The 20,832-nt window shown below is 52.1% G+C and carries 13 protein-coding genes; 12 read left to right on the top strand and 1 reads right to left on the bottom strand.

Translation table 11 applies throughout. The annotated features are described in order from the left end of the window. Positions 1 to 17 precede the first annotated feature (17 nt). The 7 genes from M3194_RS30005 to M3194_RS29975 all read left to right on the top strand — a co-directional run bounded on the left by M3194_RS30005 (position 18) and on the right by M3194_RS29975 (position 8,189). Positions 18 to 1,073, top strand: a complete 1,056-nt coding sequence (locus M3194_RS30005) for an ABC transporter substrate-binding protein (protein ID WP_251657795.1) — start codon at positions 18 to 20, stop codon at positions 1,071 to 1,073. A 414-nt stretch (positions 1,074 to 1,487) separates the two neighbouring features. Next, a complete protein-coding gene (locus tag M3194_RS30000; RefSeq protein WP_251657794.1) occupies positions 1,488 to 2,771 on the top strand; it encodes a M20 family metallo-hydrolase in 1,284 nt (427 codons plus the stop codon). Beyond that, entirely contained in the window at positions 2,764 to 3,645 is an 882-nt protein-coding gene (locus M3194_RS29995) for a nitrilase-related carbon-nitrogen hydrolase (RefSeq protein ID WP_251657793.1), read from the top strand. The genes M3194_RS30000 and M3194_RS29995 overlap by 8 nt, the downstream gene beginning before the upstream one ends. Before the next feature lie 29 nt (positions 3,646 to 3,674). After that, on the top strand, positions 3,675 to 5,030 hold the full coding sequence (locus tag M3194_RS29990) for an NAD(P)-dependent oxidoreductase (RefSeq protein WP_251657792.1): 1,356 nt from the start codon (positions 3,675 to 3,677) through the stop codon (positions 5,028 to 5,030). Positions 5,031 to 5,060: 30 nt separating this feature from the next. After that, complete coding sequence (gene preA / locus M3194_RS29985) at positions 5,061 to 6,365, top strand: NAD-dependent dihydropyrimidine dehydrogenase subunit PreA (protein WP_251657791.1); 1,305 nt, start codon at positions 5,061 to 5,063, stop codon at positions 6,363 to 6,365. 3 nt (positions 6,366 to 6,368) lie between these two features. Next, complete coding sequence (hydA, locus tag M3194_RS29980; RefSeq protein ID WP_251657790.1) at positions 6,369 to 7,799, top strand: dihydropyrimidinase; 1,431 nt, start codon at positions 6,369 to 6,371, stop codon at positions 7,797 to 7,799. A gap of 159 nt (positions 7,800 to 7,958) precedes the next feature. Beyond that, positions 7,959 to 8,189: a hypothetical protein gene (locus tag M3194_RS29975; protein ID WP_251657789.1), complete on the top strand. Its 231-nt coding sequence runs from the start codon at positions 7,959 to 7,961 to the stop codon at positions 8,187 to 8,189. Between the two features lie 7 nt (positions 8,190 to 8,196). Here the strand turns inward: M3194_RS29975 and M3194_RS29970 are convergent, their stop codons facing one another. Next, positions 8,197 to 9,810, bottom strand: a complete 1,614-nt coding sequence (locus M3194_RS29970) for a PucR family transcriptional regulator (RefSeq protein ID WP_251657788.1) — start codon at positions 9,808 to 9,810, stop codon at positions 8,197 to 8,199. Between the two features lie 128 nt (positions 9,811 to 9,938). Here M3194_RS29970 and ald point away from each other — a divergent pair, with 128 nt between their 5' ends. The 5 genes from ald (at position 9,939) to M3194_RS29945 (ending at position 20,783) form a co-directional block, all read left to right on the top strand. Then, entirely contained in the window at positions 9,939 to 11,066 is a 1,128-nt protein-coding gene (gene ald / locus M3194_RS29965) for an alanine dehydrogenase (RefSeq protein WP_251657787.1), read from the top strand. Between the two features lie 330 nt (positions 11,067 to 11,396). After that, positions 11,397 to 12,584, top strand: a complete 1,188-nt coding sequence (locus M3194_RS31530) for a HupE/UreJ family protein (protein ID WP_251657786.1) — start codon at positions 11,397 to 11,399, stop codon at positions 12,582 to 12,584. A 46-nt stretch (positions 12,585 to 12,630) separates the two neighbouring features. Continuing rightward, entirely contained in the window at positions 12,631 to 19,461 is a 6,831-nt protein-coding gene (locus tag M3194_RS29955; protein WP_251657785.1) for an S-layer homology domain-containing protein, read from the top strand. 74 nt (positions 19,462 to 19,535) lie between these two features. Beyond that, on the top strand, positions 19,536 to 20,180 hold the full coding sequence (locus tag M3194_RS29950) for an XAC2610-related protein (protein WP_251657784.1): 645 nt from the start codon (positions 19,536 to 19,538) through the stop codon (positions 20,178 to 20,180). Positions 20,181 to 20,246: 66 nt separating this feature from the next. Beyond that, a complete protein-coding gene (locus tag M3194_RS29945; RefSeq protein WP_251657783.1) occupies positions 20,247 to 20,783 on the top strand; it encodes a DUF402 domain-containing protein in 537 nt (178 codons plus the stop codon). The last annotated feature ends 49 nt before the right edge of the window (positions 20,784 to 20,832 follow it).

The raw sequence follows: 20,832 nt of genomic DNA, 5'->3' as shown, positions 1-20,832 counted from the left end.
GGGAGTGGATGGTAGAGATGAGAAAGAGAAACCGGGTCCTGAAAGCTGTAACAACGATGACCATGGCGATGGCGCTGATCATAGTCGCAGCCTGCGGCAATGACAGCTCGTCCGAGCCTGGAAACGAAGGCAAGGCAAGCGAGCCGCTGCAGAAGGTGAAGATCCAGCTGAAATGGGTGCCGCAGGCCCAGTTCGCCGGTATTTTTGTTGCCAAGGAAAAGGGCTTCTACGATCAGGAGGGGCTGGATGTCGAGATTGTGCCGGGCGGACCTGATGTCGTTATCGAGCAGCAGGTGGTGAACGGCGCGGCGGATATCGGCGTAACCAGCTTTGACAGCCTATTGGTGAACCGGGACAACGGTCTGCCGCTTGTATCGGTCGCCCAAATCTTGCAGAAGAGCTCTTACCGATTCGTAGCAGATAAGTCTTCCGGCATAGACTCTCCTGAGAAGATGAAGGGGAAGAAGGTTGGCATGTGGACGGGAAGCCAGCAGTTCCAGGTGCTCGCTTTTATGGAGAGGAACGGACTTGATCCGCAGAAGGATGTAGAGCTGGTGAAGCAGGGGTTTACGATGGATCAGTTTTTCAACAAGCAGCTGGATGTGGCGATCTCCACGATCTATAACGAATATCATGTCGTGCTGGAGAGCGGCGTGAAGCCGGAGGATCTGTTCGTCTATGATTTTGAAGATGCCGGTGTAGGGATGCTTGAGGATACGCTCGTAGTGAAGGAGGATTGGCTGAAAAATAACCGCGATACCGCGGTGAAAGCCATCCGCGCGACAATGAAGGGCTGGAATTATGCGATTGCCAACCAGGATGAATCCGTGGATATCGTGATGAAGGCCGTAACGGAGGGAAGCACCACGAAGGAGCATCAGTCCACGATGCTGATGGAGATGGCGAAGCTGGTGAAGCCGGAAGGGTTTACGGATGCGCAGGTCGGCTCGTTTGTAGATGATGCGGTCCAGCGGACGGTCGATATCTCCCTCAAGTACGGATTAATCAAGGCGGCGCCGGATCTTGGCAAGGCGATCGACAAGACCATTCTGGCGGATGCGGAAAAGAGCTAGTTTAGGTTCAGCCTATATGTATCGGCTGCTGGAGAAGTTTAAGGTCCCTGAGGGACCTTAAACAGCCTGCAGTAGTCGGAATTTGGAGACTTAAGGTCCCTGAGGAACCTTAAGTCCAGATGAAGGGATGATTTTGAGCCGGAAGTGGGCTAGTTGGAGAAGCTTAAGGTCCCCGAGGGACCTTAACTGCCTATAGTAAGCGGAATCTGGAGAGTTAAGGTCCCTGAAGGACCTTAACTCCTTGTCAATAATACTGTGTTAGCGCATGACTCGCATAATCATAAGGCATGAGGTGAGGATCGATCTAACTCGGGAAGCTGCCCTCGCTTGGGGGCAGCTATCTGACTAGCCGTATAAATTCAAATCTTGTACATACTTATATGTCATCGGAGTCTGGACGGGAGGGAACGGGATATGAGTGTGGAGCTTTACGCAACGATTAATGCAGAACGGTTAAACCGTCGAATTGAGGAACTGGCGCAGATCGGAAGGATTGGGGAGACCGGCGTATGCAGGCTCGCCTTGTCGAAGGAAGACCGGGCAGGCGTGGAGCAGGTCAAGAGCTGGATGGAAGAAGCGGGAATGCGGACGAGAATGGATCCTTTTGGCAACTTGATTGGCGTGTTCAAAGGCAAGGACCCGGAGCTTCCGGTGCTTATGCTCGGCTCCCATGTCGATTCGCAGCCTTATGGCGGCCGCTATGACGGCGCCATTGGCGTCCTTGGGGCGATCGAAGTCGTGCAGACGATGGCGGAAAAGGGCTTTGTCCCGGAGATGGACATGGAAGTCGTCGCCTTCTGCGATGAAGAGGGCTGCCGGTTCAACAAAGGATTATTTGGCGTTCGCGGCATGACGGGCAAGCTCGAGGAAGGAGAGCTTAACCGGAAGGACAAGAATGGCGTAACTCGCCGGGAAGCCTTGCTTGAATTTGGCTGCGACCCGGCTGAGTTTGAAGGATATACGTTTGAAGCGGGACGGATTGGCGCTTTCCTGGAGCTTCATATTGAGCAAGGGCCGGTGCTGGAATCGCTGGATTCGCCTATTGGCATTGTGACCGGCATATCGGGTCCGCTTTGGTGGACGGTAGAACTCAATGGCTTTGCCGGACATGCGGGCTCGGTGCCCATGCCGATGAGACGGGACGCGCTGGTGGGGGCAGCCAAGGTTATCGTAGCGCTGAATGATCTTGCCAGGCTGGAAGAAGGAGCCTCAACGGTAGGGACGGTAGGATCGCTCACCGTATTTCCGGATTCCCGCAATATCATTCCGGAGAAGGTGACGTTTACGGTTGACCTGAGGGATATCGTTCTTTCCCGGAGGAATGAACGGGAGCAGCAGCTGCTCGAGACGATTCAAGACATTTGCGATGAGCATGACCTGCAATATTTGATCCGGGAGGATACGAACAGCGAGCCTCGTTATTGCGCGGAATGGCTGAAGGATATTTTGCGGAAGGAAGCGTCCGGGATGGATATGCAGCTGCCTGAGCTCATGAGCGGGCCTTTCCACGATTCGCTGACCATGTCTTACGTATGTGATTACAGCATGATTTTTGTCCGGTGCAAGGAGGGAATCAGCCATAATCCCAAGGAGTATTCGTCTCCTGAGGATATTGCGGCAGGTGCCGAGCTGCTGTATCGGGCGGCACAACGGATCGCAAGCGGAACCAAAGAAATTGGGAGGAGAAGCGATGAGTAAAGTTACGATCGGATTAATCCAGGCATCCAACGATGTGCATGGGGATGAACCGGTAGAGGTTCACAAAAAGGCAGCTATAGAGAAGCATGTCCGGCTCGTCCGGGAGGCAGCGGTCAAAGGCGCGCAGATCATCTCGTTGCAGGAGGTTTTCTACGGACCGTATTTCTGTGCCGAGCAAGTAACCAAATGGTATGACGCTTCGGAAGAAGTGCCGAACGGTCCTACAACGCGATTGTTCCAGGAGCTTGCCCGCGAGCTGGGAGTTGTCCTTATTCTCCCTGTTTATGAGCGGGACGGCATAGCTAATTACTATAACACGGCGGCGGTCATTGACGCGGACGGCACCTATCTCGGCAAATACCGCAAGCATCATATCCCGCATGTGGCGGCTGGCGACGGTGGCTGCGGCTTCTGGGAAAAGTATTATTTTAAACCGGGTAACCTGGGTTATCCGGTATTCGATACGGCCTTTGCCAAGGTTGGCGTGTACATCTGCTATGACCGGCACTTCCCGGAAGGGGCGCGTGCGCTTGGGCTGAACGGGGCGGAGATTGTGTTTAATCCGTCGGCGACGGTGGCGGGCACTTCGGAATATTTGTGGAAGCTGGAGCAGCCCGCCCATGCGGTGGCTAACGGGTATTATGTAGCTGCCATTAATCGGGTTGGGGTTGAGGCGCCTTGGAATATGGGAGAATTCTACGGGCAGTCGTATTTGGTGGATCCGCGAGGCTCCATTGTGGCGATCGGCAGCCGGGATCGAGATGAGGTCGTCATTGGCGTGATGGACAAAGAGCTGATTCGCGAGGTGCGGAATATTTGGCAGTTTTATCGGGATCGCAGGCCGGAAACGTACAACAACATCATAAACCTATAATAAGCGCTTCGCGAAAGGAGGATGAACGGATGGCTGCAACGTTTATATCTGCTGAATCATTGAGGCGCAATTTTGCCGAGGTAAAAGCCGGGATGAGGCCAAAGGAAGCGATCGAGGAGTCGAACCGCTGCCTTTATTGCTATGATGCCCCTTGTATCAAGGCTTGTCCGACAGGGATCAACATTCCGTCTTTTATCAAAAAGATCGCCTCCGGCAACATGAAGGGCTCCGCCCGGACGATCATGGAGGCGAATCCGGTTGGCGCCAGCTGCTCGCGGGTATGCCCGACGGAGGAGCTATGCGAGGGGGCTTGCGTTCTCAATCATTCGTCCAAGCCGATTATGATTGGCGATCTCCAGAGGTATGCGACCGATTGGGCAATCCGCAACGAGCAGGTGCTGTTCACGGCGGGGCGAAGCAATGGGAACAAGATTGCCGTTATCGGCGGCGGGCCGGCAGGCTTGTCGGCGGCAAGAGAGCTGGCCCGGTTTGGCTTTGCCGTAACGATCTTCGAAGCGAAGGAGCAGGCAGGGGGCCTCGATACTTATGGCATCGTCTCGTTCCGGCTGCCGCAGGAAATCTCGCTGTGGGAAGTGGAGCAGGTGAAGCAGCTTGGCGTAGAGATCCGAACGGGCGTAAAGGTTGGCGTCGATATCGCCGTCGAGGAGATCAGACAGCAATACGATGCGGTGGTGCTGGCGATTGGAATGTCGAAGGTGCCAAAGCTGGGCATCGAGGGCGAAGGCTTGCGTGGCGTCTACGACGCGATTGATTTCGTGGAATCCACCAAAACGTCCATCCGGACAGACATCGCGGGGAAAAAAGTTGCCGTTATCGGGGCCGGCAATACCGCGATTGACGCGGCCACCTGTTCGGTTCGGCTTGGAGCGGGCGAGGTGACGATTGTCTACCGTCGTACCGTCGAAGAGATGACGGCATACGATTTCGAGTTCGACTTCGCGAAGCAGGACGGCGTTGTCTTCAAGTGGCTGACGGCTCCCAAGCGGGTAGTTGGCGATACCGCGGGCAACGTCACGGCGATGGAATGTATAGCAATGAGGCTGGAGGAGAGCGAGGGCCGGAGCCGTCCGGTGCCGGTGGCAGGCTCGGAGTTCTTCATGGATGTGGATGCCGTTGTTCTGGCCATTGGCCAGAACAGGCATATCGATCTCGTCGAGCAGCTTGGACTATCGCATAAACGCGGCATTGTGGCGATTGATCCGGTTACGTTCCAAACCTCCGATCCGCAAATATTCGCCGCTGGCGATGTGATTTTCGGCGACGGGCAAGGGGAAGCGATGGTCGTGTCGGCGGCGCAGCAGGGGAAGAAGGCCGCTTATGCGATCTACCGGCAGCTGGTGAAGCAGCAGGAGGAGACGGCATAGCAATGACATTGTGGGAGGGATGGGATAGCGATGGCTGATTTGCGTATCAATCTGGCGGGCATATCCTCGCCGAATCCGTTCTGGCTGGCATCCGCGCCGCCAACCAATACGGGCTACCAGGTGCAGCGAGCTTTCGAAGCGGGCTGGGGCGGGGCGGTATGGAAGACGCTTGGGGATCCGATTATTAATACCTCGTCAAGGTTTGCGGCCGTGCATTTTAACGGGCAGCGCGTAGCCGGCTTTAACAATATCGAGCTTATTACGGACCGGCCGCTTGAGGTCAACCTGAAGGAAATCTACGAGACGAAGAAACGTTTTCCGAACCATGCCGTTGTGGTGTCCCTGATGGTGGAGCCGAAGCGGGAGAAGTGGCATGAGATTGTCAAGAGGGTGGAAGCCGTTGGCGTGGACGGACTTGAGCTGAACTTCGGCTGTCCGCATGGCATGGCGGAGCGCGGCATGGGCTCGGCCTCCGGCCAGCAGCCCGATCTCGTCGAGGCGCAAACGATGTGGGCGAAGGAAGCGGCGAAGACGCCGGTCATCGTTAAGCTGACGCCCAATATTACGGATATTACAGCCACGGCAAAAGCGGCCGTCCGCGGAGGCGCGGATGCCATCTCCTTAATCAACACCATTAACTCGCTGGCCGGCGTAGATCTCGACACCTGGAACACGATCCCGCATGTTGGCGGCAAAGGCGCGCATGGCGGCTACTGCGGTCCGGCCGTGAAGCCGATTGCGCTCAACATGGTAGCCGAATGCGCGCGCAACGCTCAAGTGAATGTGCCGATCTCCGGAATTGGAGGCGTCTCCAATTGGCGCGATGCGGTGGAGTTCATGCTGATGGGCGCGACGGGCGTACAGGTATGCACGGCGGCGATGCATCACGGCTTCAGCATTGTCGAGGATATGATAGACGGTCTGAACAACTATCTCGACGAGAAGGGCTTGCAGTCTGTCACCGAGCTGATTGGCAAGTCCGTTCCGCGTTATTCGGATTGGGGCGATCTTGATCTCAACTATCAGGTGGTCGCCAGGATTCACGAGGAGAATTGCATCGTCTGCAACAAATGCCATATTGCCTGCGAGGATACGTCGCATCAATGTATTGAGCGCCTGACTACGGACGACGGCAGGGCTTACCTGAAGGTTCGCGAGGAGGATTGCGTCGGCTGCAACCTCTGCTCCATCGTATGTCCGGTAGAAGGGGCTATCTCCATGGTGGAGATTCCATCGGGCGAAATGCCGATGTCCTGGAATCAGCGCCAGAAGGCGATTGCGTCCGCAGGCGATTCCAATCAAGCGCCGGGCGGCGCGAGCAAGGAGGCGGTATAAGCGATGGCTGCAAAAATAATTCGCAATGGAACAATTGTCACCGCGGCGGATACGTATCAGGCGGATGTGCTGATTGAGGACGGCATTATAAAACAGATTGGCCTTGGGCTTACGGCTGAAGGAGCGGAGATTGTAGATGCGGCGGGGAAATACGTATTCCCGGGAGGCGTTGATCCGCATACCCATCTGGATATGCCCTTTGGCGGCACAGTGACCGCCGATGATTTCGAGTCGGGAACGAGAGCGGCGGCATTTGGCGGAACAACGACGATTATCGATTTTTGCCTGACGGACAAAGGGAAGCCTCTCAGCGATTCACTTCAAAAGTGGCATGCCAAGGCGGATGGCAGAGCGGTGATCGATTACAGCTTCCATCTGATGATCGGCGAGATTAACGATGCCGTGCTGGCAGAGCTGCCTTCTATCGTGAAAGACGAAGGAATCACTTCGTTTAAAGTGTTTATGGCTTATAAAAATGTGTTCCAGGCCGATGACGGCACGCTGTACCGGACGATGCTGTCGGCCAAGGAGCTTGGCGCTATGGTGATGGTGCATGCGGAGAATGGCGACGTGATTGAGTTCCTTGTGGAGAAGGCCCTCGCTGAAGGCAACACGGATCCTATCTACCATGCGTTGACTCGACCTTCCGCCATAGAAGGCGAAGCAACAGCGCGGGCCGCGGCACTTGCGGAGCTGACTGGCGCAAGGCTGTATGTCGTGCATGTGACCTGCGCGGAAGCGGTAAAGGCAATCAGCGAAGCGAGAACTCGCGGCGTGGATGTATGGGGCGAGACTTGTCCGCAGTATCTGGTGCTGGATCAATCGTATCTGGCTCTGCCGGATTTCGAAGGAGCCAAGTATGTCTGGTCTCCGCCGCTTCGAGAGAAGAGCCACCAGGAGGTGCTTTGGAACGCCCTCATTACCGGGCAGCTGCAGACGCTGGGCTCAGACCAGTGCTCATTTAACTTCAAGGGGCAAAAGGATCTTGGACGTGGCGATTTCAGCAAAATTCCAAACGGAGGTCCGGTTATTGAGGATCGCTTCTCGATTCTGTATTCGGAGGGCGTTGCCAAAGGCAGGCTGACTCTTAACCAGTTCGTTGATATCGTCGCCACGCGCAATGCCAAGCTGTTTGGCTTATTCCCGCGTAAAGGGACGATTGCCGTGGGCAGCGACGCGGATATCGTTATTTTCGACCCTGGCGCGGAAAGAACCATCTCGGCGGAGTCCCATCATATGAACGTGGATTACAATCCGTTTGAAGGCATTCAAGTAAGCGGGGTACCGGAAAGCGTGCTTTCTCGCGGCGAGTTTGTGATCAGGAATCAGGCTTACGTGGGGACGGCGGGCACGGGGCAATTCGTGAAACGGACAACGTATAAGCAGCCGGATGCCAATGATTCCGGCAAGAAGGAGAAGGTGCGGCAGCTGTAAGCTCCCAAAGAATCTAACAGAGCATGGAGAAAGAGTGAGGAGAAGCTTAAGCGAGCCGAGCTCAAAGGTATCGTTAGCGGATATTCCGTATGAGAGTGGACCAAAAGTTTGTCAACGAGTAACTGGAAGCTATCTACTAAAGAGGCGAGGTGCTCCCTTATGTCCGCTTACCAGGAGTTTATCGAGGAGAAAGCAAAGCTGGATGCTTATATAAGCAGGCAGTTCCGAATTCATAGCGTAGTGGAGAATTTGAGCGGCGCAACAATTGAGCTTGTTCATCCCGGCGGGGAGAGCGCCGTGCTGCAGCTGCTCTCCGCGGATGCCCGGAAGTACATGTCCAATCTGGTTGTGAAGCAGCTTGCTTCATCCGGATGGAATGATGCTGGATAGGCCGGCGTTACTGGATCGCTCCGTAACTGTACTCGTACGCGTTTAACGCTAGCTCAATTGCCAGCCGTTTATCGGCTACCAGGTAGTCTTCGCCAAGCAGCGCGGCTATCTTTTCCAGCCGGTGATAAAGCGTCTGCCTGACGATAAACAGCTCCCGGGCCGTATCCTGCTTGGAGCCGGACAGGGATAAGAATACCTTAAGCGTCTTAAGCAGCTGCCCGTTTTTCTCTTGATCGTACCGCGCGAGCGGGCCGACATATTCCTCGATCAAAGCGGGCAGCATACCGGTTTTCTTCAGTCCGGAGATGATTCGGTACGTATGCAGATCGTTGAAGAACGGCGAGCTGAGCGGCCCGATATCCGTCTGGATCGCTACCGTCTCCTGCGCGGATTCATAGCCCTCCTTGGCCCTTGACAGATCGGTCAAATATTTGCCGATGCCAAGCGTGCCGGAGAATAGGGCTGTATCCGGATTAAGCTCGGTTCTTCTTAGGCGGTCTATGGCGCGGAGAAGCCGTTCCTTCCATTTCAACTGCTTCATTTGGTCTATGAGGACAAAGACGATATGGTCATGCTGGATGGCGGGAAGGAGAAAATAGCCTTCGCCTTCGAAGATGGCGCGGGCAACCATATTTTTCTGAATAAGCAGCTCCTCCCCTTCCTTCCATTCGGCCAGCTTTACGTGAAGACGGAACACGCAGACGGTAAGTCCATACAGCTTGGCGGCAGGCTTGATCGAGCCGATGTAGTCCCGAACCTCCTTGTCGGCATGCTTGCCGCTTAGCCAATCCGTAACCCACATTTCATCCTTGTAGCGCCGTCTTTCCTCCATATATTTGGTGCGCATCATTTCTTGAGCGAGTGCCGTAGCGCAGCGGTCGAGGGCGAGAATTTGAAATTCGCTAAGCTCCTGCTCGGACTGCAGCAGCAGATCCGCGAACAGATGATCAAGGGCAAGAATCGGACGATGGGCGAGACCGCGCTTTAGGACGGGTGTGGCGAACATTTCCCCGTATATCCACTGCTCGTAGAAAGTATCGGCCTTGGCACGAGGCATATGCGGCATAAACTGGGCTTCAGCATTCAGAGGGAAGAAGGCGACTTGGGCGCCGGTCGCGTGGTGGAGCAGCTTGAGCAGCGGCATAATGCCTTTGCCCGAGAGCAGGAGCTGATTGAGCTTGGTTGAGAGTGCTTCGAGTTCGTAGACCATGCGGTGATGCTGATGGATGAAGTAGGCATGCAAATCTTGGGTAATATCAATATAACGGACCTCTTGGTGGAAAAAAAGAAGAGGGAAGTTCTCGCGCTTCGCCAGCTCGATCATGGCATCGGATGGCTTTTTGGTGTAGGTGCCAAGCTCGATGCAAAGGCCGGATGCGCCGGAATCAATAAGCTGCTGAAGGAAGGATAAGCTTAGCTCCTCATCGTCATGCCAGCCTATGCCGGTAGACAGGATCAGCTCATTGCCGCTTAGAAGCTTGCCAACCTGGGTAACTTCCATAATGTGGACCCAGCGTACGGTGCGGTTTAAGGCTTCTTCGCTGGCAATTGTTTCAGCCTTCTGAAACAGGGGGCGCTGCAGGATGTCTCTAACGGTTAGCTGCATCAACGTTTCAACCATGGACATTCACCGCCCTAACTTGGAATAGTGGGGGAATCTAGTTTTTCCTTCATTATACAAGAGGATCGTTTTCATAGGCAACGCAAGGCACAGCCGCAATCAGGATAGGAGAATGGGAGGAAGCGTAAATGGAGATTGGCGTTCCAAAAGAGAGAAAAAGCTCGGAGCATCGCGTGGCCTTGACGCCGGGCGGAGTATATGAACTTGTAAAGCATGGGCACAGCGTGTTTGTGGAGACCGAAGCGGGTACGGCATCCGGTTACGCGGATGAAGAATACCGGAGAGTTGGCGCCTCGATTGTCCAAGATGCTGGCGAGGCTTGGGCAAGGGATATGGTTGTGAAGGTGAAGGAGCCGCTGAAGGAGGAGTACAGGTATTTCCGTGAAGGGCTGGTGCTGTTCACTTATCTGCATCTGGCTGCGGAGCGGGAGCTGACGGAAGCGCTGGTACGGCATAAAGTAACGGCGATTGCTTACGAGACGGTTCAGCTGGCAGGCGGCCAGCTGCCGCTGCTTACCCCGATGAGCGATATCGCGGGAAGGATGGCGGCACAGGTTGGAGCGCAGTTTCTGGAGAAGGCGCATGGGGGCAGAGGGATTCTGCTTGGCGGGGTGCCCGGCGTGAAAAAAGGCCGCGTGACCATTATTGGCGGCGGCGTGGTTGGGACAGGCGCTGCGCAGATTGCGCTGGGTCTTGGCGCCGAGGTGTCTATCATTGACCGGGACGCAGACAGGCTGCGGGCGCTGGAGGACCGCTTCGCCGGCAGGGTGCAGACGCTGGCGTCGCATTCGAGGCAAATCGCGGAAGCGGTAGCCGAATCGGATTTGGTCATTGGCGCGGTCTTGATTCCGGGGGCTAAAGCGCCAAAGCTTGTGACCGAAACCATGGTCCGCTCCATGCCGGCCGGCTCGGTTATTGTGGATGTCGCCATTGACCAAGGCGGCAGCGTGGAGACAATCGACCGGATCACGACGCATGCCGAGCCGGTATTCGAGCGATTTGGCGTTCTGCATTACGCCGTCGCCAATATGCCTGGCGCCGTACCGTATACGGCAACGGCGGCATTGACTAACGCGACGCTGCCCTATACGCTGGCGCTCGCTGACCGCGGCGTCCGCGAGACGCTCGCCGGCAGCGAGCCGGTAAGGCGAGGCGTTAACGTGATGGACGGCTTCGTTACCCACGAAGCCGTCGCCGCCGCGCATCAGATGATCTATACCAATGTGCGCGATCTGTTAAGCTCTTCGATCGCGTGAGTCGTTGCCAAATACGCGAAGCAATTTAAAAGGCAAGCGTCTCAATAATAGATAGTAAGAATGTTTTGTATTCGATATCGTTTATTTAACACCCCTCAAGGCTGCGTATCAGCTTTGAGGGGCTTTTTGCGCTGTCTGCAGCTTCATAGAAACGTTATTACTTAAATAGATTCGTATAAAAGTTCATTTTTATGCAAAATCATGCATTATTTTTGGCAAAAAGCCCCTCCTTAACAGTTTCTTAATCAATTATTGACGTTCGATTGACAATAGAGTCATATACTCACAAAGTGTGTTGTTTATTGATCAACTAGAGAAAGGGGGAGTCTTGTGAGAATACGCAGGAAAGCGGGAGTGGTTTTAGCTGCTTTATGGATGCTTCTGACCGTGTTTGGCGGAACAGCTGACGCGCATTTCGCATCGACGGGGTTTTCGGACATTACCGTAAAAGACAAGAGTCTGGAATACAACTTGTTCTTGCTGGAGAAGGAGCTGCTCGAAGCTATGCCGCAGCTTGACGGGAACGGTGACGGCAAGCTTTCCGAAGACGAGCTGACCAGCGAAAATGCGACGCTTACGGCACTGGTTCATGACCGCTTAATCGTCACCGGCAACAGCAAGGTGGGTACCGGAATTGTTCTTGCAGCGAAAAAGACGGAAAAAGCCAAAGTGCCGATGATCGAGATCGACATCAATTATGACTTCGGACAACCTGTCGACCGGTACATGGTTCAATATAACTTTTATGATGGCACAAACCCTGATCACCGCAGCTATGCAACGATCCGAATGGGGCAGCAGTCCATTGTCCAAGTCATTAACAGCTCGAACAATATTCTTCAAATGGAAGGCTACCACGGTGCGGATGCAGGTGTAACGGATACGCCAGCAGCCGGTGAGTCCGGGCAGCAGCCTGTTAGCACATCATCCTCTTGGACAAGCGTGTTGAAAGAGTACGTCACCATGGGAATGGAGCATATCTGGTCGGGTGCCGATCACATGTTATTCCTTTGCGGCTTAATCCTCGCATCGGGGACAAGCGGCTGGACGATGCTGAAGCTGGTCTCGGCGTTTACGGTCGGACACAGCATCACCTTGGTGTTATCCGCCATGGATCTGGCGTCGTTGTCGCCGCTTATTGTAGAGCCTATTATTGCGCTAAGCATCGTATTTGTAGCGTTTGAGACGATGTTCCGCAAAAGGTTCCCGCAGCTGCAAGGCAAGCAGATTGCCGTTACGGTGATGTTCGGGATGGTGCATGGCTTTGGATTTGCGGAGATTCTGCACGGAACAATGTCGGGCAATATTGCCCTGCCGCTCTTCTCCTTTAACCTTGGCGTAGAGATTGGCCAGCTTGTCGTTCTGGCGATCGTTATTCCAATTCTATGGTTGATCCGAAAGCTGATTACAAGCACAAGCAGCCGACAAGTCTGGTGGACGTATATTACCTCCTCCATCGTTGGTCTGATGGGACTTTATTGGCTGATTGAGCGTCTAATCTCTGAATTCAACATGTAATCCGTTTCACTATTAACAATCAACCTCGAAGGAAGTGTTTCCTATTATGGTAAGCAAGAGATACAAGAAATGGATCTCTAGCGTTCTACTGGCAAGCATGCTGATGGGCATGCTGTCCTCGGTAGGCATTGCTGCTGCGGCTGAAGAGAATGACGTGCCGGAGCTGTTCGTTTCCGAGATTCATCCTGACGTGGCGGGGACGGATGATTTCGAGTTTTTTGAAGTGTACAACAACTCGAATAAAACGATTCAATTAAATGATTATACGTTTCTATACCGTTACCCAACCGCAACACCAGACTCAACCTTTACGTTTGGCGAGAAGTCGCTGGATCCGGAGCAAGTCATGGTGTTCTGGTACAATCCGAAAAACTTTGCTCTTACAGACTTTAATACCAAATACGGCGTAAGCTTGACTGACAACCAGATTGTTCAGGTTGCGGGCTTCACTGGCTTTTCCAACTCGGCTGATCGTACTGTTGTCATTGAAAAAAGCCAAGGCACGGAAATTTCGAAATCCAGCTACGCAGTCGCAACGGATGTAGGCGCTGGCCTCGGCGACCATTACATGCTGCCAGCAGCAGGCGGTGCGCAAACCGACAAATTTGCAGTGAAATCCACTCCAACGCCGGGAACGTTGGCAGCTGGCCAAATCCCTTCCGTTCGCCATGAATTCCCAGAGGAAGGACCGGTTAATCAAAAGCCTGTCATTGACCATACACCAGTTACTGAAGGCGACAGTGAACAGGATCTCACTATTGCCGCAACAATTACGGATGCCGATGATACAGCAACGGCGGCGGTGTATTACAAAAATCCGTCGGATGCCGAATTTAAATCCGTACCGATGACCAGCACGGAGGGAGCAACCTTCTCCGCAGTCATTCCAAAAGCTTCTCTTACAGCAACCGAGCTCCAATATTATATTGAAGCGGCCGATGCCGTAAACCATGTGAAGTCGTCTACTTATACGGTGGCGATCGAGCAGCATAACTTCGATTTTACAAAAGTGCCTGTTATGCTCGTTACGGAGCTAGTGCCGGATTCAACGAATGTTACCGGTGTAAGCTCGGATGCTTATGAGTTTGTCGAGCTGTACAACAATACGACTCGTCCAATCTCGCTGAAAGATTATGAGCTGATCTATCGTTATACAAGCTCCACGACACCAGACGCTAAATGGGAGCTGCCTAGCACGGCGGTTATTCCTCCGCTAGGCAATGTCGTGTTCTGGATTATGAACGGTGCCAACACGGACTTGAAGGCCGAGGACTTTAACGCCAACTACAAAACCTCCCTGGTCGAGAATACAAATCTGTTCCGCATCGATGGCGGCGGCGGAATGGCTAACGGAGGCCAACGCAAGATTGTCATCGCTTCGAAGACGGGCAAGGAGATTTCCGAAGCATTTTATGAGACCGATGCTCAGACAGTAGTTGACAAAGGTATTTTCTATCAATATCCGGTAGATGGCACCAACAAGATGAAGCTGTTTAACGCAGGCGTAAATGCAGCGACTCCTGGTACGGTGGAAGCAGACTTGGTTCCAATTCAACCGGCTCCAGCCGTGAATGAGCTGCCTGTTATCCAGCATACAGCACCTGCATCCGGCAGTATCGATAACGATCTGACCGTACAAGCAACGATTGTGGATCCGGACAGCGCTACGGTTACGGCATCCTTATTCTACAAAGTGGGCGATGCAGCAGAGTATACTTCCGTATCGATGACAGCTGGAGATAACAATGTGTATACAGCTATCATTCCGAAGGAAGCGTTCACCGATTCGGAGCTGCAATATTACATTCAAGCGAATGATGGAACGGATACAGTAAAATCGAACAATTATACGGTGACTATCGAGCTTGGGGATGTTGACTTCAACAAGCTTCCTCCGCTGATGGTAACGGAAATTGTTCCGGACTCCACAAACGTAGGCTCGGCGGACGGCTATGAGTTTGTCGAGATCTACAATAATACGGATAAAACCATTAACTTCAAGGACTACAAAATTCAATACCGTTATACGGCTTCGGGACCGGATGCGGATGTCATTTGGCCATCAACTCCGGAGCAAGTACTGATTCCTGCGAAAAAAACGTTGGTGTTCTGGATTATTAACAGCCAGAATACGCAAAAAACCGTTGCTGACTTCAACGCTCTCTACGGTACCAATCTGGTAGAAGGCACAGACATCGTTAAGATCTACAGCGATGGCATGGCAAACGGCGGCGGACGCGGGATTGTTATCGCAACCAATACAAAGACGGAGATCTCGGCCGGTTACTACGACACGGACGCAGAGACCGTTGCGAACAAAGGTATTTTCTATAAATATTCGCAAGCTGGCAGCACAACGATGATTAAATACAGCGCCGGCACAGAAGCGGCAACACCAGGTTCTGTAGCACCGGTTCAAGTGCCGCAAATTACGGTTAAGACACCAGCAGATTCAACGGCTCCTACTTATAAGGATCTGACGAATACGCCGGAAATCGATAAAGCTCAAAATCTCTCGATCAAAGCGGAAGCGCATGACGAGAATAACGTGAAATCGGTAGCTTTGTATTACAAGAGCAACCTTGATGCCGGGTATACAAAGCGCTACCTCGCTGAAAGCTTTGACGATACGCTGTATCACTACACGATCTACTCGCCTGAACTGATCGGACGCGATTACATCGAGTACTATTATGTTGTCTCCGACGGCCAGAACGAAGTGACGTCAGACAAGTACCGTACTCAGGTGAAGGGGAATACGGATCATTCACCGCTTCGTCTTAACGTGAAGGACGGAGATTTCCTGGCAGGCATTAAGGTGCTGAAAGCGACTGCGGAGGAAGCACCAGCCTCCGAGCTTCATCTGTCCGTTGACCAGACAGAGACGACAGAAGGAACTTACTCGGCAGTTGAACAAGATGCTTATTTCGCTTATGAAGCAAACGGCGTCAACTATTACTTTAAGAACGGCGTTACGATGGGCGACGAAATTCTGTCGATCTTCCTGGATCCAATCAATACGTATACAACGCTGACGGTACCAATTGCAGCGGAACGTCTCAAGGGCGGAAGCAATATTATTTCCATCCGGGCAGGCACCAAGGCTTCGCCGTTTGATGATCGTCCGGAAGAGAACAAAGACGATTTTACCGTACGTAACGTACGACTTGTATTTGCAGACGGTACGGAAATCTTCGATGAGCGTTACAAAAACCGCGATACGGTTATCCCAATGGGTGACAGCGCGGGCAAAAATCCTGTTGTAGACTTTAACTTCAACATTACGGATGATCTGCTTGCGTCCAAGGCCTATGCTCTTGATACGACTAAGCTCTCTGACGGAGAACATACCGTTAAGGTCAGCCATTCGACGATTGGCGAGAAAACAGCCGTTGTGAAGGTGGATAACACTCCTCCGGCTATTACAACTACGCTTGAAGAAGGCAAGGAATACCGCGGTGCATTCACGATTGACGCGACGGTACAGGATGCTTTGTCCGGCGTAGATAACGTGCAGGCATGGCTGGACGAAACGCCAATCACTCTCCCTTATGCAACGGCTTCCAAGGACTTGACGGGCGGAGAGCATGTATTCAAAACCGAAGCAACGGATAAAGTCGGCAATAAGGTGCAGAAGGAAGTTAAATTCACCGTGCCTGACGAGAATCCGCTTAAGCCCGAGCTTGTATCTCCTGCTGATAGCGGAACCGGCGTAGACCGAAACGCTACCCTCGCTGTTACAGTTAAGGATCCGACAAGCGACAAGATGGATGTATCCTTCTATCGCGGCTTCAAATATGACGGCGCGAATAAGGAAGGTCTCTTAGGCTTCCGCAACGCGGCGGATGTCGAGCCTCCGAAGGAAATTGCTCCTGCCGGTGAACAGGCTATGACAGCCGAGGACTACGGCTTGATCGGCAAAGCGGACGGCCAGTATTTGACCGACGATTCCACGGAGAAATTCCCTTATCAGCGCTTCCAAGTACAGCTGGATCCTTCCGTGAAGGGTACCGATCAGGTCGAACTGAGCTGGAAAGGCAAATCGCTTGAAGGACGCAAAGTCAGCCTCTACGTATGGAGTCCTGCTGAGAAGAAATGGATCAGCGTAGACAGCACAATTGCGGGAGCGGAAGATTTTGAGCTGGGCGCTTGGGTGAATGTTGGTGATTATGCCGACAATCAAACGCTGCAAGTGATGGTGCAGGATGAACTGCCTGCAGCTCAAGCGGATCAAGCGGATCAAGCAGTGCAAGCAGATCAAGGGGAGCAAGAAAACTATGACTTCTCGTTCGCTTGGATGTCCGATACGCAATACTACTCGGAAAGCTATCCAAACATTTATGAGAAAATCGTAGATTGGATTGCCGAGAACAAAGAGAAAGACAAAATTAAATATGTTATCCATACCGGCGATATTGTCGACGAAGCGGATAAAGAGATTCAATGGCAGCGCGCGGATAAAGACATGAAGGTGCTGGAAGACGCGAATATTCCTTATGGCGTACTTGCCGGTAATCATGACGTTGACCATCAGCTTGGCGCTTACGATTACTATTGGAATTATTTCGGGGCAGACCGTTTCGAGGATCAGCCGACTTATGGCGGTTCCTTGGATAATAACCGCGGTCACTATGACCTTATCTCCTCGAATGGCAATGACTTTATTATGGTCTACATGGGCTGGGGCATTCGCGACTCGGATATCGACTGGATGAATGAAGTGCTGGCGAAATATCCGAACCGCAAAGCGATCCTGAACTTCCATGAATTCCTGCTTGTATCCGGCAACCGGGCTCCGATTGCGGACAAGATTTTTGAAGAGGTTGTACAAAAGAACAAAAACGTATTTGCGGTATTGTCCGGCCATTATCATGACTCGAAGCTGCTTGTCAGCGAGGTTGATGACAATGGTGACGGCAAATCAGATCGTAAAGTTTACCAAATGTTGTCCGACTACCAAGGCGGTCCGGAAGGCGGCCAAGGTTATATCAAGCTTCTTCAATTTGATATTGCCAACGACAAGATGTATGTGAAAACCTACTCACCTTATATGGACGATTATAACTTCTACGACCCGAGCGATACGACAAAACAGGAAGAATTCGCGATTGATATTGACCTGACACCACAGGTGAAACGCGTATCGACCGACTATATGGGCGTAAACGTCTATTCCGATCAGCCAATCGGAAAGGTTGAGCAAGTAACAAGCGGCGAGCAGGCTTCCGTAACGTGGAATGGCCTGAACGCAAACACCAAGTACCAATGGTACGCGGCAGCAGAAGATGCTTATACGGGCAAAACATTGTCCGATATCTGGTCCTTTACAACGGGTACCTCGGCAACGGATACAACTGCTCCTAGCTGGACGAATGGCAGCTTGTCCGTTTCGGATGCGAGCAAAACCTCGCTGAAGCTTACTTGGACTGGAGCTTCCGACGATGTTGGCGTTGTTCAGTACAAGGTGTACAAAAATAACGTTGAGCTTGCTACGGTAACTGGAACGAACTACACGGTAACCGGCCTCACAGCCGATACTTCGTATACGTTCAAAGTGGAAGCGGGAGACGCATCCGGTAAATGGAGCACGAATGGACCAGTAGTTACAGGCAAGACGTCTGCCGATTCCGGAACGAACCCTCCTGTAGGAGTTCCAGGCGGCGGCAATGGCAATAACGGTCCAGTAAAAACAGCGAACGGAGTCAGCGTTGAAGGATCAACCTCCGGTTCGACGTTAACCGTGTCTACTAAGACTTTGAACGAAGCTATTGACATGATTGCTGGACAAAAGGGTCAAACGATTGAAATTAAGACGGATTCTACGCAAGCTGTAAATGCGGAATTGCCGGCACGTCTGCTGCTTGACGCACTGAAGCAAGCTCCGAATCTGACGATCTCGGTGAAGATTGGCGACGCAAGCTACGATCTGCCAATCAGCGCATTGAATCTTCCTGCAACAATCGGCACGGATGCATCGCTGGTCATTACGATTGATCCGGTGGACAGCACGCTGTCGACAACAATGAAGGATAAAGCGACTAAGGCTGGCATCAAGCTGGCGGGTACTCCGGTCGAGTTCAGCGTATTCCTTCAATCAAATGGCAATAAGCAAGAGATTCATGATTTTGGCAAAACGTATGTATCCCGTACAATCGACATGAATCAGTCCTTGGATGCTACGCATTCCACGGCGGTCATGTACAATGAAACAACCGGCGAATTTACCTTCGTTCCGGCGACCTTCAAGACAGAAAACGGACATACGATTGTTACCATTAAGCGTACTGGCAACAGTATTTACGCAATAGCGCAGTTCAACAAAACGTTCAGCGATTTGAGCAAGCACTGGGCGAAAGCGGACGTGGAGCTGATGGCATCCAAACTGATCGTAAAAGGGATTAGCAACGATAAATTTGGTCCTAACGCATCCGTTACCCGCGCGGAGTTCGCGGCAATGGTTGTAAGATCGCTTGGCATTACCGAGGATCAGGCTGCTGCCTCCTTCAAGGATGTAAGCAGCAAGGATTGGTTCGCAGGTGCCGTAGGCGCAGCGGTGAAAGCAGGCATTGTAAAAGGCTACGAGGGCAACAGCTTCAAGCCAAATGCTTCGATCACCCGCGAAGAGATGGCGGTTATGATCTCGCGTGCGCTTGCCTTTGCAGGCAAACAGCCAGCTGGCAGCGGAACGGCGTTGCTGAATGCCTTCAAGGACAAAGCTTCCATCGAAGCTTGGGCACAACAAGCGGTAGCGCAAGCCGTTAGTGCCAAGATTATCAAAGGCACAACGGGCGGCAAATTTGCTCCCGACAGCAAAGCAACCCGTGCCGAAGCAACCGTTATGCTGAAGCGACTGCTTGAATATGTAGACTTTATTTAAAAGGAACTTTACACGGAAGCCCCTCGTCTAAGACGAGGGGCTTTTGGTATCTTTTAACGAAGGAGCAGCTTGGCTTGAGAACATTAATAGGTATTTCCATTGCTTTAAGTATATTGTTAACAGGATGTACAACAGCAAAATCAGGTCTAATCATCCGAAATCAGTATTTCCAGCCGGAATCTGATCAGCCGAAATATACGTTGAAGGTATATGGGCAAGCAGATGGCGAGAATGAATCCACCAGCTATCAGACGAACAAAATCGAAGTATATTCGCCAGAGAAGAAGCTGATTCAAGAGATCTCCATTGAAGAGGCAGCGTCCTGGGACGGTGAAGGCCTGGGAGTAGTGATAGTAGATATGAACTTCGACGGATATCCCGACCTTGCCGTTCAGCATTACATTTCTGCCGGTCCTAATATCTCTTATCTATGCTGGCTTTGGGATCCTGCGGGCAAGCAATTCATTTCCAATCAGGAGCTGGAGGAGATTCCTTCGCCCGAGTTTAATCCTGGTAATCAAACAATACTTTCAACAGTACGTGACAGTGCAGCTGTTCATGTAGAGAATCTTTATAGGTATATCGATGGTAAACCTGTTCTTGTGCAGAGTGTAAGAAACGAATATGACACGGATAAAGAAGCCTATAAGATAACCGTCAGCAAGTTTGTTAACGGAAAAATGCAGGTGACCGGGCAATATGAGGAAGCTGTTGAATAACGCCGCATCAATAAAAAGTATGATATACTTTCCTAACCTAACGTTTTCAGAAGGAAGGCTATTTTCGTGGATAATACAATTCAAATAAAAGCGTTAAAGCACGGCGATATCTTGCATTATGAATGGAATACGGATCTGCTGGAGGAAGGGGACGGTTACGTGTTTGTCCTTGGCCGCTACGGCAGGAAGCTGCAGCATCACACGAAGAAATCCGTATTTACCGTTAACAATTGGTCGATTGAGTTCTTCTCGAGCAAGCATTGGTTTACCGTTAGCGCAGCCGTTGTTGACGGTCAAATTAACGAATATTATTGCAACATCAACCGGCCTGCGCTGATCAGCGGAAGCGAAGTTTCCTTTGTTGATTATGATCTGGATCTTGTTCAGCGCGGCGGCGAGTGGATGGTTATAGATGAAGATGAATTTGCCGACAATGCTGTTAAGTTCGGATATTCGGAGCCGTTGATGAAGCAGGTAAGGGAAGAGCTGGCCGGGCTTCAGGAACGCGTTGCGACGGGGCAGTTTCCTTTTGACGGAACCATTGAACGCTTGATGGCGAGAATTCCGAAGGACAAGCCTGAAATTATAAATCCGACCGCATAAGAAGGAATTTGACGCGGCATGTAGAATTAAACTAGAAATTATTCCACTA

The sequence above is a fragment of the Paenibacillus glycanilyticus genome (assembly GCF_023715145.1).
Taxonomy (GTDB): Bacteria; Bacillota; Bacilli; order Paenibacillales; family Paenibacillaceae; genus Pristimantibacillus; species Pristimantibacillus glycanilyticus_A.
This window is presented reverse-complemented; position numbering and strand designations above follow the sequence as displayed.

What these genes read in the sequence shown, in the direction of transcription:
- M3194_RS30005 (WP_251657795.1), top strand. Translation starts at nt 18, where the DNA reads ATGAGAAAGAGAAACCGGGTCCTGAAAGCTGTAACAACGATGACCATG.
- M3194_RS30000 (WP_251657794.1), top strand. Translation starts at nt 1,488, where the DNA reads ATGAGTGTGGAGCTTTACGCAACGATTAATGCAGAACGGTTAAACCGT.
- M3194_RS29995 (WP_251657793.1), top strand. Translation starts at nt 2,764, where the DNA reads ATGAGTAAAGTTACGATCGGATTAATCCAGGCATCCAACGATGTGCAT.
- M3194_RS29990 (WP_251657792.1), top strand. Translation starts at nt 3,675, where the DNA reads ATGGCTGCAACGTTTATATCTGCTGAATCATTGAGGCGCAATTTTGCC.
- preA (WP_251657791.1), top strand. Translation starts at nt 5,061, where the DNA reads ATGGCTGATTTGCGTATCAATCTGGCGGGCATATCCTCGCCGAATCCG.
- hydA (WP_251657790.1), top strand. Translation starts at nt 6,369, where the DNA reads ATGGCTGCAAAAATAATTCGCAATGGAACAATTGTCACCGCGGCGGAT.
- M3194_RS29975 (WP_251657789.1), top strand. Translation starts at nt 7,959, where the DNA reads ATGTCCGCTTACCAGGAGTTTATCGAGGAGAAAGCAAAGCTGGATGCT.
- M3194_RS29970 (WP_251657788.1), bottom strand. Translation starts at nt 9,810, where the DNA reads ATGGTTGAAACGTTGATGCAGCTAACCGTTAGAGACATCCTGCAGCGC.
- ald (WP_251657787.1), top strand. Translation starts at nt 9,939, where the DNA reads ATGGAGATTGGCGTTCCAAAAGAGAGAAAAAGCTCGGAGCATCGCGTG.
- M3194_RS29955 (WP_251657785.1), top strand. Translation starts at nt 12,631, where the DNA reads ATGGTAAGCAAGAGATACAAGAAATGGATCTCTAGCGTTCTACTGGCA.